The organism is Wenyingzhuangia sp. IMCC45533 (assembly GCF_054111225.1).
The window spans coordinates 489,963-505,449 of the sequence record NZ_CM134197.1 but is presented as its reverse complement, the minus strand read 5'-3'; the positions used below and the strand labels follow the sequence as shown (position 1 = coordinate 505,449).

Sequence of the window (15,487 nt, the reverse complement as noted above, 5' to 3'; positions counted from 1 at the left end):
TTGTTCATAATAAATAGGTTAATTATTAACATATGTTGTATAATTTAAGTTGATTTTTATATTAGTACAATTAAGTATTACTTTGCCCTTTAAACATATGTTAATTATGAGAAAGGTTTTATTATTCATCATACTTTGTAATTTTAGTGCTATTAACGCTCAGTCCCCAGGGGGTATTGGCACCTCAGATATCAGTTTCTGGTATAAAGGAGATTCAGGCTTTACAGACCCAGGTATTGACGGCGGATTAGAATGGGGAGATGATAGTACAAACTCCAACTATGCATTTCAAACTACATCTGCTTCAGAACCGTCATATACTGAATTAATTAATTTTAATGAAGCTTTTACTTTTGATGGTACAGATGATTTTTTCTCAATTAAAAACTTGAATTACACTGCCAACGAGGAGATAGAGAATTTATATGGTTTTGTGATTTATAAAAGTGATTTTTCTGGGGGGAATACAACAAATAACTCATTTATAGGTTTTGGAACAACCACAGGTTATTCAATGGCCTTGAGAGGTAATGGTAGGTTAGCTTTTAGGTATAGAGATGTTGTAAATGGACAAAACGAAAATGCGCAGGTGGGAGGTGGTTTTGTTTCGAATGATGATACTCCTCACTTAGCTAGTTTTGTTTTTGAAGAAGCAAACGTAACTGATACTCAAATTAGATTAGATGGGCAAGTTGCTCTTGCTTCTGATAGAGTTACCGGAAATCTTATCATAAGAAGTAACCGAGTTGGATTTATTGGAGATAGTTCTAATTCGGATACAGAAGGCATAGGCAACAGTGGAAATCACTATGATGGAGAGATTGCTGAAATTATTTTAATTAGAAAAACAACGGCTTTAGTAGCATCTGAACTTGCTAGAATAGAAACGCACCTAGCTTTAAAATATGGTATAACCTTAGATAATACTGACGGTGGAGATTCAGGTGATTATTTAGATGCAAGTGGAACAGTTATTTGGGATGCTTCGGCAAACGCAATATATCATCATAACGTAGGAGGTATTATCAATGATACTTCAGGAGATGTTCATCAAAGAATTACTTCACCTGTTGGCTCAGATATCATAGTTTCTACTTCAAATGATTTTGCTTCTGCCAATAGTGATCTAGGGAGAACGGATGTAACAGCAGATACTTATTTAATGTTTGGAGATAATAATGCTCCTCTAGGGTTTTCATCAACAGGCATTTCTGGGAAAATTGCATTGAAAAGAAGATGGCTTTTTAAAGAAAGTAGTCCAGAAACAAATAATGTGTTTATAGCTGTTTCAGAAGATTTATTTCCTTCTGGGGCTACAGTGCAGTTGATTATTAGTAGTGATGGTGTTTTCGACTCAGAAACGCCTGTTTCTTTAACAAACTCAGGAGGTTTATATCATACAACAACAGCTCAAGATATTGAAGATGGAGATATTGTATCTTTTTTAATTGACGAAACTAAAATTGCAGGAGTTTCAGTGGGTAAGTTCGATTTGATAATACGTGCAGATGATAATAGTGTAGATGGAAGCACCTTAATATTCAAAGATAATAGTTTAGGTTTTGCTGATGCCGTGCAAGATGTTATTGTAAATACTCCTACTGTTACTAATTTAATGAACTATAATCCTACCATTACTTTTGATGGAACTGATGATTATTTATATATAAAAAATAAGCATTACAACAGTGGTGATGAAATAGCAGATTTACATTCATTTATAGTTTATGGTACCGATTTTAACGACGGCGGAAATAGAACAAACAGTAGTTTTTTAGATTTCGATAGGCAAGGTACTTTTTCTAATTATATAAGAGGAGATGGTAGATCTGTTTTTCAATACAGAGCTAGTTCAAGTAATTTAACAGAAACGGGAGTGTTATTTTCTAATGAAGGTTTTCCGCATTTGGGTGAATTTGTTTTTGATGGAGATGCTGGTGGAGACGATACTGTAATTAAATTAGACGGAGCTCTTGATGATAGTGATGATAAATTACCTGGAAACATTATTCTAGATAGAACACGATATGGAATTATTGGTAATGAGTCAAATGCGGCTTCTGAAAATGCTTCTACAAGAAGTATTTACTATAAGGGTAACATCTCTGAAATTTTAATGACCGATACAGAGGAATTTACAACTCAAGAAGTTCTTCAGATACAATCATATTTAGCTTTAAAATATGGTATTACTCTAGATAATTCGTTAGGTACTTATAAAAATTCTCAAGGAACAACTGTGTGGGATAATATAACTTATTGGAACGGAATAGCAGGTATTATTAGGGATGACGTGGATAGTGATTTGGATCAGAGAATCGCACAGTCGCAATCAGACAATGATATAATTTTAGCAACAACCGCAGATTATACTTCTGCAAATAGTGACGGTGGAAGAACCTCTTTAAATAACGAAAGTTTCTTGATTTTTGGTAATAATGGTGGAACATCTGGTGCTGGAGAAGACAACGTTACATTGGGAAAAAAATTAACATCAAGACACTGGTTGTTCAAAGAAGGGGGAACTAATTTAAACGATAATGTACATGTCGCTATACCAAAATCATTTTTTCCAGACGGATCTATAGGAGTAGAGGCTGTAATTAGTACAGATGGTATTATGGATGGTGTAGGGGAAACTACAGTCGCTTTAACAGATGATGGTACTTTTTATCATTTTTCTAGAGATATGGATGATGGAGAAATACTAGCTTTTGTTTTTGTACCAGTCACTAATGCCCCAGGTAATATAGACACGGGTTTAACAATGTGGTTAAAATCAGATCAAGGAGTCGTGAGTGCTGGTGGAAATGCTGAATCAGTCTTAGATGCGAGTTTTAATGGAAACAATATTTCTCAAACAGATAATCAAAGAAAACCGATTTATACAACTAACGAGGTTAATTTTAATCCAACGTTAACATTTTCAACAGACAGAATGGCTATAGAAAATCTTAACTACAATGGAATAGGAGCCATTGACAAGTTGTATACTTGGATTATTTACAAATCAGACTTCATTGAAGAAGGAGTCGGTTCTGGAATAGATGATACGAATGCGAGTTTTATAGATTTTGATAGGAGAGAGTACTTCCATATGCAAATGCGTGGTGATGGTTTTTTAGATTTCACCTACGAAGATGCAAACGGATCCAGAAGAAATGCCAGAGGTACGGCGGTAACCAATACGGGTACAACTCAATTAGCAGGATTTATATTTGATAACAGCACAATTAATGAAACAACTATTCGTTCTAATGGTGCTGTAGATTTTGAAGGTGATTTGACTTCGGCAAATATAGGTACAAATGACAGCGGTACAGCAGAAACACGTTTCGGTTATATAGGAGACGGGTCTAATGCAGCTACTTTTGATGGAGCTTCTAGAAATAGTTATTATGAAGGAGGAATTTCAGAAATAGTCTATTACGAAGGTGAAACTTTAGATGCTGTAGCTATCAATAAAATAGAAAGTTATTTAGCTATTAAATATGGAGTAACGTTGAGCACCAATTATATTACTAGCGCTTATGTAGATGGTTCTAATACTAACAATATTATATGGGACATTACCTCTGATACTAACTACAACAATGATATTACAGTAATAGGTCAAGATGATGATTCCAGTTTAAATCAAAAGCAGTCTAAATCAGAAAATTCTGATGGTGTATTGACGATATCAATCGATACTTCTGTAGCAGATAGCAATGTAAATAATATCGGTGCTTTTGATGAAAATTTAGATTTCTTAGCGTGGGGGAACAACGGGGTAGAAGATAATTTTGTTATTGATTGTGCAGCTGTAGGTACATTAAAAGTAAATAAAAATTGGTTCGTACAAAATACTGGTAGCGTAGGGGCTGTTACAATGCAGTTTGATATGTTTAACATTTCTGACCCTGGTAACTTTGATTTGGTAGTAGATACCGATGGAAATTTTACAACTACAGGAGATCAAACTATACATACTGCTGGCTCTTTATCAGGAACAGATTTGACATTCAGTAGTATCACTTTAGCGGATGGTGTGTACTTTACCTTATTCAGAAAAGCAGGATTTGATATTACCTATAACGGTTCTTGGTCTGGTGGTTCTGGAACTGGAGGAGCACCTAATGCATTAAATGATATAGGTGCTAGAGTTACCATAGAAAATTCAGTAACAATTTCAGAAGATTTTTCTTGTAACTGTTTAAAAATAAATTCAGGACAAATACTAACAGTTCCTACAGGTCAGTTCATTAATGCCAATGAACTTATTTTAGATGGAGATTTATATTTAGAGGGAACAGCTGAGTTAATTCAAACAGATGATAATACTGGCAATTCAGGAAGCGGTCAGTTATATAAAATTATAGATGAGGCAACAGCTTCATCGTATCGTTATAATTTCTTTAGTTCGCCTGTAAATACTTTAGGAAACTTTAATATAACTAGCAATTTTAAATTTAATACAGGTGTTACTTTGGGAGATAATACAGATCCAAGCTTCACAAATAACTTAGAAGGATTCGGGACATCTATTGCTAGGCAGTGGTATCATACCTTAAATAATGGTACCAACTTTACTGAAATACCAGAGAATACAGACTTAGCTTCGGGAGTTGGTTTTACTTTGAAAGGAACGGGATCTACTAATAATTATAATTTTATAGGTAATCCAAATAATGGAGAGATTAAGGTACCAATTACTACGGGTAATTATTTATTAACGGGTAATCCATATGCTTCTACTATAGATTTGGAACAGTTCAATGACTTAAACACATCAACATTAGAAGGAACTGTTTATTTATGGGATCAACCATCAGGAGATGCTCATGCTACTGGATCAGAAGATGATTTAGGAGGATATGCAACTTTTACAGGAGGAATAGGCTCAGGAGTAGGAGTTGCTGCTGCCTCTGTAGTTGATTTTACCAACGGTGTTAATTCAGGAAGCACGGAGCCTAGTGGTTTTGTAAAACCAGGTCAAGGTTTTGTTGTGTTTGCTGAAGCTACAGGAAATGTTCAGTTTAATAATAGTTTACGAGAAGTAACTACATTTGATGCAAGTAGACACTTTTTTAAGACTAGTAAACTCAAAACATTGAGACAAATATTGCGATTAGGTTTTGAATATTCTAAAGAAAATGGAAAAGTCTTTCATAGACAATTAGCAACAGTATTAGAAGGAAATTCTATGGAGAGAGAAGCAGGTAAAGATGCTTATATGTTTGACTACTTTGGAAATGATGCTTTTTGGTTACTGCCAAATGAAGAAGATAGATTCGTAATAACGAGTGTGCCAAATATTGTTAGTGAAGAAGATGATAGAGAAGAGTTAGAATTACCTTTAGGAGTTGTTTTAGATGAGGATAAAGAGATCACTTTTAAAATAGATAAAATAGAAAATATTGCAAGTGGTATTTATTTACATGATAGCCAAACCAATTCATTGTTGAATTTAAAAAACAATGATTTTACTGCTTCTTTAATTTCAGGAGAGTATAATGACAGGTTTAGTGTAATATTTAGAAATGAAGAAACACTATCATCAGAAGAGACTGAGGATGAACGAAATATAAGTTTGTTTGAACGTAATGGGATTTTATATATAGAAATTAAGAATGGTCTGATACGTCAGATTCAAATATATAATTTTTCTGGAGTAGAAATTCTCAATCAAAAATTAAATAGCAAAACGGCGAACATAAATATGTCTGATTTATCAAGTAAATTGTATATTGCAAAAATTATAACAAATAAAGCAACAATATCTAAAAAAATAAGCATATCAAAATAAAAGTTCATTATTTGACAGTATAGCAATAGATTTATTACCAGATTCAACTGGTGTTTCTAAGATGTGTATATTAACAATGTTAATAAATGTTGGTTCGTTTACATAATAACTTTTAATATGCGTAATTTATGATTTCAAAATTTAACTACATGAAAAGAATATTACTTCTAGCTTTAGTATTGATCTCCAATATTTTGTCGGCTCAAACACCGGGGGGAGTTCCCTCAACAGACTTAGATTTGTGGGTTAAAGCCAATACTAGTGTTACAGATGCTGGAACTCTTATTTGGGGTGATGAAAGCGGTAAGGGTAACAACGCATTTCAAGCCACTACAGATGATAAACCTGTACAGAGTGAATTTTTTAACTTTAATGAGACATTTACTTTTGATGGAGCTAATGATTTTTTTGCCATTAGTAATATTAACTACACAGGAGGTTTGTCAATAGACAACATATATACTTTTGTAGTTTATAAGACACCCAATGCAACTGGTGGGGCCAATGGGAATTGGGCTTTTTTGGATTTTGATAGAAGTGAAGTTTTCAACGTTTATGTAAGGGGAGATGATGGTCGCCTAGGTTTTTCCTTTCCAGACAATGTTAATGTGCCAGCTACAGATAATAATATATTTGATAACTATGGTTCTACAAGTTCAAATAACGACGTACCACACATAGGAACTTTTATATACGATAAAGATGTAACTCAGAATACTAAATTGAGACTTGATGGGAATGAAGATTTTTCTGCAAATCGTATTTCGAGTGGTATAATTACTGATAATGAAACCAGATATGGTTTCATTGGTGATGGATCAGAGGCGAATGTTGAAAACGGAGGTAAAAATGATGTATTTTACGATGGAGAAATTGCTGAAATTATATATTTTAACGATTTGAGCTTAACAATTTCTGAAAGAACAGATGCAATAAGAAAAATAGAGTCATATTTAGCATTAAAATATGGAATCACATTAAATAGTTCTTCTGGAAGCTACAGGGATTCTGGTAATAACATAATTTGGGACAACACGTCGTACTGGAACAACGTTTTTGGTTTAATCAACGACAACGTTGTAGGTTCTATTGATCAAAAAGTAGCGTCAGCGCTAAACACTTCTCTTATTATCTCCACCACTAACGATTTTACATCTTCAAACAGCAATATAGCTAGAACTTCTTTAACAGCTGGGACATCTATTTTATTTGGAGACAACGGTTTAACAGGTTTTCAAGTTTTTGATGCAGGTGCTAGTGAAAATGTTTTAAGAACTACTTGGTTAGTCAAGGAGAATGGAGGAGACTCGGGTACGATACATATCGCCATACCAGAAGAATTTTTTCCAACTGGTATTGATGTTGATATTATCACGAGTACGGATGAAATCATTGATACTGGCGATAATGCCAATAGAACAACAATGGTTTTAAATTCAGGTTTTTACACAACTACTTTAAATCTGATAGATGGACAGTATTTCTCGTTCGTAACATCTGATATTCAGATAGCAGGTGTTTCTGTCACCGAATTCGATTTGTTTATTAGGGCAGATCAATCTCAAACCTCGGGAGGAACTTTAACAATAGAAGATGCTAGTTATAATAGTGCAGATGCTGTACAGACTAACGGAACTTCGACACCTTCTACCGCATCTTTAATGAATTTTAATCCGACTTTAACTTTTGACGGTCAAGACGATTACTTATTTATTAAAAACAAAATGTATGAAGCAGGTACCGATATTACAGATATGCATGTAATGGCAGTTTATAGTACTGATTTTGATGAAGACGATGGTAATGGAGAGTTTAATAACAACTGGTCTTTATTAGATTTTGACAGAAGTGAAGCCTACAATGCGTTTGTTCAACCTACAGGAGAATTAGCTTTCTCTTACGAACAAAGAGGAGGTGGTATTATAGATTTTAAAAGCACCTCGGTAGCAAATGATGGTTTGCCACATATTGCAGAGTTCTTATTTGATAGATCTTTAAGTAATATTGCTGCATTAAAGTTTGATGGGAATGTTGAAGGTTCCGTGCCTTTGACTACAAATGTTACCAATCCGAACGTAAATAATGGAGCTACTGCTAATTTAAATAGAAATATAGGAATCAAAACAAACAGATTTGGTTTTATAGGAGACGGTTCTGAGGCATTATCAGAAAACGGAACGAGAAATGGTATTCACTATGATGGTCAAATATCTGAAATTATACTAGCAGACAGAAAGACTTTTACAACGAATGAAACATTTAGGCTAGAAACTTATCTGGGATTAAAATATGGAATCACTCTAGATCAGAGTGTACAATATTTAAACTCCGCTGGAATAACCTTGTGGGATAATACAGCATACTGGTCTGGTATAGCTGGAATCGTTCGAGATGATGTTAACTCAGACTTAGATCAAAAAATTGCAACATCTACATCAGCCAAAGATTTAATATTGTCTACGGACTTAGATTTTACTTCTAGCAACTTAAGTGGCTCTCGAACCTCTGTTCCAGAGGGAGTATCGTTGTTGTTTGGTAATAATGGTTTGAGTACAGGGTTTACAGATTATAACGTTGCTTCAAATGAATTTATAACGGTAAGAAAGTGGTTGTTTAAGGAGGTAGGTACGTATTCGGATAATGTATATGTTGCTATACCAAAATCATTTTTCTCAGAATCGGCTACTGGTGTAGATTTGCTATTAAGTACAAACGATAATTTTGAATTTGCTGAAGAGGGTGTAACCAACACAAGAATATCTTTAACTGACGATGGTACCCACTATTACATTAATAGAAATATGATAGATGGAGATAGAATAGCATTTATTTTAACAATACCGATAGTTCCATCACCAGGAGCGGTTAGTGGTGGCTTAAATATGTGGATAAAGGGAGACCTGAACGCTGTTAGTTCTAATGGGATTTTAACGTCTATAGGAGATTCAAGTGCAGCAGGTAACGGTGTAGTACAGTCTGTGAACAATGATAAACCTTCTAATGACGAATTGTTTAGCTACAATCCTGCCATAAGTTTTGATGGTGTGAGCGATCACCTAGCCATTGAAAACTTGAACTTTAGTTCAGCAGGGGAAATAGATAAAATGTATTCATGGGTAGTTTATGAAACTACATTTAGTGATACACCTGCTACCCCTGATGATACTAATTGGGCTCTATTAAGTTTTGATAGGGATCACTATTTTAATATGTCAGTAGGAGGAGATGGTTCTTTAGATTTTTCTTACACAACATCTGGAGGAATATTTGACAGTTCAGGAACAACAATTACAAATACAGGATCAACAAACATAGGAGGGTTTATATACGATACTGCTTTGGGGGCAAACGAAACTTTAATTAAGTTAAATGGTGCAGAAGATTTCTCTGGTGATGTGGATGATAATAATATAGGTTCTGGATCTGCAACGCGTTTTGGTTTCATTGGGGACGGTTCAAATGCTACCTCTTTTGACGGAACCACCACAGGAGACTACTATGATGGTAAAATATCTGAGGTTTTGTATTATCAAGGAGTAACACTGTCTGATTTAGATATTAGTAAAATTGAGAGTTATTTAGGTTTAAAATATGGAGTAACGTTGGATAATTTAACAGGAGGAGATGCTGGAGATTATCACTTGAGTACATCTACAACGATGTCTCCAGTAATAGTTTGGGATGCTTCTACTAATGCAGATTATCACAATAACATTGCAGCTATCGGAAGAGATGATGATTCACAGCTGAACCAAAAACAGGGGCGTTCAACAGGTTTAAATTCAATGTTAAGCATTTCTATAGATACATCTGTAGCATTGGACAACGCATCGAATATGGGATCTTTTGATGATAACTTGGATTTTTTAGTTTGGGGTAGTAAAATTACAGGAGGAGATGCAATTACTTTAATTGATGCAGATACACCTACAGGAGACTGTTTACGTAGTACTAAACAAGTTAATAGGGACTGGAAAGTGCAAAACACAGGAAGTGTTGGTACCGTAACGTTACAATTTGACATGTCAGCAATACCAGATCCAGATAACTATAATTTGAGAATAGATCAGGATGGAGACGGTGATTACACCACAGGTGTTATAGAAAATATTACCTCAGGAGTGCTAACAGGAAATAACCTGATTTTTACGGGGGTAGATTTATTGGATGGTGAAGTTTTTACCCTAGTTAGTAAAACACGAACAGGTACTATTATTTTTGGTAATGATGTATGGTTTGGTGGTTCGGGTACTGACAACGCACTTTCTACATCAGACACAGGAGAGTCGGTACAAATTTTAAATGACGTCACTTTATCGGAAAGTGCAGTTTGTTTTTGTATGAACATAGCTTCTGGTACAGCAGTAACTATTCCAACTACGCAATATTTAGAATTAGAAGAGGACTTAGAGTTGGATGGAGATTTATATTTAGAGGGAGATGCAGAGCTTATTCAAACAGGAAATGGCATTGATGGTAATTCAGGTTCTGGACAAATCTTTAAAATTATAGACGATGCCACAGCCTCTGAATACAGATATAATTATTTTGCATCTCCAGTTAATACCTCAGGTACATTTACATTATCAGGAAACTTAAAATTTAATTCAACCGATCCCGCTGATGACTTAACGGATAATACCGATCCTAGTTTTACAGACAGTAAACAAGGATCAGGAACTACGATAAGTAGAAGATGGATTCACACACTTAACAATAGTGGTGCTTTCTTGGAGGTTGATGAAAATGAGACAATGATTCCTGGAGTAGGGTTTACCATGAAAGGAACAGGAGCTGCTAATGAGTATAATTTTATAGGAAGTCCAAACAATGGAAATATAAATGTTTCAATTACTTCTGGAAACTTCTTGTTAACAGGTAATCCTTATCCATCAACAATGAATTTACAGACTTTCTTAACCAACAATGCATCTGTATTAGAAAATACAGCATATTTATGGGATCAACCTGCTGGAGATGCTCATGCTACAGGGATTGAGGATGACCTAGGAGGGTACGCAACATTTAATAGTTCAGGAGTTGGGGTATCTGCAGCAACAATTGGTTCTCCAGATAACGGACCAAATTCAGGATCAACAACACCAACAGCTTTCATTAAACCAGGTCAAGGTTTTGTAGTTTATGGGGAGACAACGGGAACTGTACAATTTACCAATGCCCTAAGAGATGGAATTACTTTTGATGGAAGCAGACACTTCTTTAAAACCAATAGCTTAAAAACATTAACTCCAATTATTCGTTTAGGTATTGAATATGTAAAAGAAGATGGTAGAGTATTCCATAGGCAAATAGCAACAACTTTAAATGGAGGGACGTTAGATAAAGAATTTGGAGATTCATTTATGTTCGATTATTTCTCAAATGATGCCTTTTGGGTAATTCCTGAGGATGTAGATCGTTATATTATAACGAGTGTGCCTTTTGTAAGTGATGATTTGGAACTGCCTGTAGGTGTGGTAGTAGAAAACGAAAAAGAAATTACCTTTAAATTAGACGAAGCAGAGAACTATAGTGGAGAGGTTTATTTGTATGATGAAGTTTTAAAAACTATTACAAACATCAAAAAGAAATCTCATAAGATAACTTTACAAAATGGAGAATATAGAGATAGATTCAGTGTTATGTTTAGCAATCAAGAAACATTATCTAATGAATTTGTTGATAATAAGACGAAAACTCTCATTAGAACAGATAAAAATGAGATAGAGGTAATCTTAGAAAAAGGGAACATACAATCTATCGCTCTGTATAGTATTGCTGGTGAAAAAGTTTTAGATTATATAGAAGATAAAATTACCAATAGATCTAACGTAAAAGACATAGTATTGAGTTCTCAGTTTTATATTATCAAAGTAAAAACTGACATAGGTACAGTGAACAAAAAAGTGTTTATTGAATAATAATATTTATTCTAAACATCTAAAAAAAGTCTGTTATACAATAACAGACTTTTTTTGTTATTATATTTGGACAGATATACAACTACACTAATGATAAAAAGAATATTGATTTTTGTTACCCTCTTATTAATTTTAGATATATACTTATTAGCTAGTTTTAAAAACTACTTTAGCAATAACAATCACAAGCTAATTTTTAAATGTTTCTACTATTTTAGTATGTTAGTGAGTTACGGATGTTTCGCTTTAGTCTTATTAAAGTTTGATGATAGACCTACCCAAGCCACTTTACCTCTAAACTTATTATTTGGGTATACATTCGCTTTTTTAGTGCTAAAGATAGGGCTGTTTTTTACTGCTGTTTTTGATGATATTCTCAGAATAACAGTTTACGTATCAGAATGTGTTTTTAAATTATTCTCATCTACAGATAATGATGTATCTTTTGGAGACAGGCGTAAATTTGTGGGTCAAGTAGGATTGGGGTTAGCAAGTATTCCTTTTTTATCGATGTTGTATGGAATAACTAAAGGCAAATACAATTACAAAGTAAAAAACATCAACTTAGGTTTTAAAAATTTACCAAAATCTTTTGATGGTTTAAAAATTGTCCATATTTCGGATATTCATTCAGGGAGTTTTGACAATATAGACGAAGTTAAAAGAGGAGTAGATCTAATCAAAGAACAACAACCCGATCTGATTTTGTTTACAGGAGATCTAGTAAATAATGATGCTGTGGAGATTGTGCCTTACAAAGAATTATTTGGAAGCTTAAAAGCATCCATGGGAGTATTTTCTAGCTTAGGAAATCATGATTATGGCACTCATAAAAGATGGAAAAGTACTAAAGAAAAAGAAGATAATTTGCAAACCCTATTTCAACATCAAAAAGACATGGGTTTTGAGTTGTTAAACAATACTTCTAAAACCATTACACAAAACAACGAACAGATTGATATTGTTGGAGTAGAAAATTGGGGAAAACCACCGTTCCCTCAAAAAGGAGACTTGTCAAAAGCTTTAATAGGAACAAACTCAGATAACTTTAAAATATTGCTCTCTCACGACCCTACTCATTGGGATGAAAAAGTAATTCCTCATCAACAAGCAATCGATTTAACGTTATCGGGACATACACATGGAATGCAATTTGGCGTTGAAATACCTGGTTTTAAATGGAGCCCTTCAAAGTATATTTACAAACGTTGGGCAGGTTTATATCAAAAAAATAATCAGTATTTATACGTGAACAGAGGTTTTGGCTTTTTAGGATTCCCAGGTCGTGTAGGAATTTGGCCAGAAATTACGGTGCTTACTTTAAATCGAAAAGCTTAAGGGAATGAATACTTTTGATCAAAAAATAAAACATTGGTATGAGAAATCTAAACAAGCTTTAGCGCACAGAAAGAATAAAAAACAAGAGCTTTTAAAGAGGTTAGATTTATACGAAAACGCTTCTCAACACCAAGAGTTTTCCGTCAACATGGTAAATGTTTGTGGTGTATACGAAATAGTGGGTGGCAATCCAGACATTAAAGATAGCTATTATGTAGGCTTATTAAATATAGACTTAATCAGTAATCAAATTGAGGCCAGTTGGTTGATAGAGGGAGACCAACATCAAACAGGATACGGATTTGTATTTAATGACACCTTGGTCATTCACTTTAGTTATATGGTGGAGGAGGAGTTGTTTAATGGAATTGTAGCTTATCATTTTTTGACACCAGATATTGTTATAGGAAAGTGGACAGAAGAAGTAGCGATAGAAAATGCCTTTGAAATGGGACGTAAATTAACCCCCAAAGAATTAGGAGAACCTTACCCAGAAGACTTTTTTAGTGCCAACTAAATTTTTTTAAAACTGTTTGTAGTAATAAACCTATCTTAATCATATTTTCTAACATCTTTTAACTACTTTTGCGCTTTAAATTTAAAGTGCAATCATGCAAGAAATAAGAAACATTGCTATTATAGCTCACGTTGACCACGGTAAGACTACTTTGGTAGATAAAATTATTGATCAAGCAAAAGTATTAGATGAACGTAAAGAGCGTACAGACTTATTGTTAGATAACAATGATTTAGAGCGTGAAAGAGGGATTACCATTTTATCTAAAAACGTATCCGTAAACTACAAAGGGACTAAAATTAATGTGATTGACACTCCTGGGCACGCCGATTTTGGTGGTGAAGTGGAACGTGTATTAAAAATGGCAGATGGTGTTTTATTACTAGTAGATGCCTTTGAAGGTCCTATGCCACAAACTCGTTTTGTATTAGGTAAAGCAATTGAGTTAGGATTAACTCCAATTGTAGTGGTAAACAAAGTAGACAAAGAAAACTGTACACCAGATATTGTACACGAAAAAGTTTTTGACTTGATGTTTGCTTTAGAAGCTTCGGAAGAGCAATTGGATTTTGCTACTATCTACGGTTCTGCAAAGAACAACTGGATGAGTACTGATTGGAAAAATCAAACAGAAGATATTGTTCCTTTATTAGATGCTGTGTTGGAATCTATTCCTGCAACTACTTACAATGAGGGAACTCCACAAATGCAAATTACTTCTTTAGACTTTTCTTCATTTAAAGGAAGAATTGCTATTGGACGTATTTTCCGTGGAGATTTAGAAGTTAACAAAGATTATACTTTGTGTAAAGCTGATGGTTCTACTAAAAAAGTAAGAATTAAAGAATTACACGTATTCGAAGGGATGGGTAAAGCTCAAGTAGAATCTGTGCGTTGTGGTGATATTTGTGCTATTACAGGTATTGATGATTTTGAAATTGGTGATACCATTGCTGATTTAGAAAATCCCGAAGCATTACCGAGAACCGAAATTGACCAACCTACGATGAGTATGTTGTTTACCATTAACAATTCACCTTTCTTTGGTAAAGAAGGAAAGTTTGTTACTTCTCGTCACTTACGTGATCGTTTATTTAAAGAATTAGAGAAAAACTTGGCTTTAAGAGTTGAAGAAACTGATACGGAAGATAAATTTAACGTTTTTGGTCGTGGGGTTTTACACTTGTCCGTTTTAATTGAGACAATGAGGCGAGAGGGGTATGAATTACAAGTAGGTCGTCCTCAAGTTATTTTAAAAGATATTGACGGTGTAAAAAGTGAGCCTTATGAAACTTTAACTATTGATGTTCCAGAAGAAGTATCTTCTAAAGCTGTAAACCTAGTATCTTTGCGAAAGGGAGATTTAATGGTGATGGAGCCTAAAGGGGATTTACAACATTTAGAGTTTACCATTCCTTCTCGTGGATTGATTGGTTTGAGAAATAAAATATTAACAGCAACTGCTGGTCAAGCAATTATCAACCACCGTTTTTCTGAATATGGACCTTATAAAGGGGAGTTTCCAGAGGAATTAAAAGGAGCTATCATTTCTTCGGAAACTGGGAAAGCAACTGCTTACGCAATTGATAGATTACAGGACAGAGGTAAATTCTTTATAGATCCTAACCAAGATATTTACAAAGGTCAGGTAGTAGGAGAGAACAGTAAATCTGACGATATGGCTGTAAACCTGATCAAAGGTAAAAAATTAACAAACGTTCGCTCTTCTGGTAACGATGATGCTGTAAAAATTGCTCCGAAATTAGATTTTTCTTTAGAAGAATGTATGGAATATATTAGAGAAGATGAATATTTGGAGATTACTCCAGAAAGTTTAAGAATGAGAAAAATCAATTTTAAATAATACACTTTTCATATTGTAAAAAACTCCTTTGCTTTCTAGCAAAGGAGTTTTTTTTGATT

At 34.1% G+C, this 15,487-nt stretch carries 5 protein-coding genes; all 5 read left to right on the top strand.

The genetic code is table 11. The annotated features are described in order from the left end of the window. The first annotated feature begins 106 nt into the window (after window positions 1-106). The 5 genes from ACXGQW_RS02185 to typA all read left to right on the top strand — a co-directional run bounded on the left by ACXGQW_RS02185 (window position 107) and on the right by typA (window position 15,428). On the top strand, window positions 107-5,788 hold the full coding sequence (locus ACXGQW_RS02185; RefSeq protein WP_457823477.1) for a T9SS type A sorting domain-containing protein: 5,682 nt from the start codon (window positions 107-109) through the stop codon (window positions 5,786-5,788). A 149-nt stretch (window positions 5,789-5,937) separates the two neighbouring features. Beyond that, window positions 5,938-11,709, top strand: coding sequence for a hypothetical protein (locus tag ACXGQW_RS02180; RefSeq protein ID WP_457823476.1), 5,772 nt, complete (start codon window positions 5,938-5,940; stop codon window positions 11,707-11,709). Between the two features lie 90 nt (window positions 11,710-11,799). Beyond that, a complete protein-coding gene (locus tag ACXGQW_RS02175) occupies window positions 11,800-13,047 on the top strand; it encodes a metallophosphoesterase (protein WP_457823475.1) in 1,248 nt (415 codons plus the stop codon). Window positions 13,048-13,051: 4 nt separating this feature from the next. Beyond that, window positions 13,052-13,564 (top strand): hypothetical protein, encoded by a 513-nt coding sequence (locus tag ACXGQW_RS02170; protein WP_457823474.1) that lies wholly within the window; start codon window positions 13,052-13,054, stop codon window positions 13,562-13,564. Window positions 13,565-13,658: 94 nt separating this feature from the next. Then, window positions 13,659-15,428, top strand: a complete 1,770-nt coding sequence (gene typA / locus ACXGQW_RS02165) for a translational GTPase TypA (RefSeq protein WP_457823473.1) — start codon at window positions 13,659-13,661, stop codon at window positions 15,426-15,428. Window positions 15,429-15,487 lie beyond the last annotated feature (59 nt).

Excerpts from the sequence above, each read along its gene's own strand:
- typA (WP_457823473.1), top strand. The coding sequence starts at position 13,659 with ATGCAAGAAATAAGAAACATTGCTATTATAGCTCACGTTGACCACGGT.
- ACXGQW_RS02170 (WP_457823474.1), top strand. The coding sequence starts at position 13,052 with ATGAATACTTTTGATCAAAAAATAAAACATTGGTATGAGAAATCTAAA.
- ACXGQW_RS02180 (WP_457823476.1), top strand. The coding sequence starts at position 5,938 with ATGAAAAGAATATTACTTCTAGCTTTAGTATTGATCTCCAATATTTTG.
- ACXGQW_RS02185 (WP_457823477.1), top strand. The coding sequence starts at position 107 with ATGAGAAAGGTTTTATTATTCATCATACTTTGTAATTTTAGTGCTATT.
- ACXGQW_RS02175 (WP_457823475.1), top strand. The coding sequence starts at position 11,800 with ATGATAAAAAGAATATTGATTTTTGTTACCCTCTTATTAATTTTAGAT.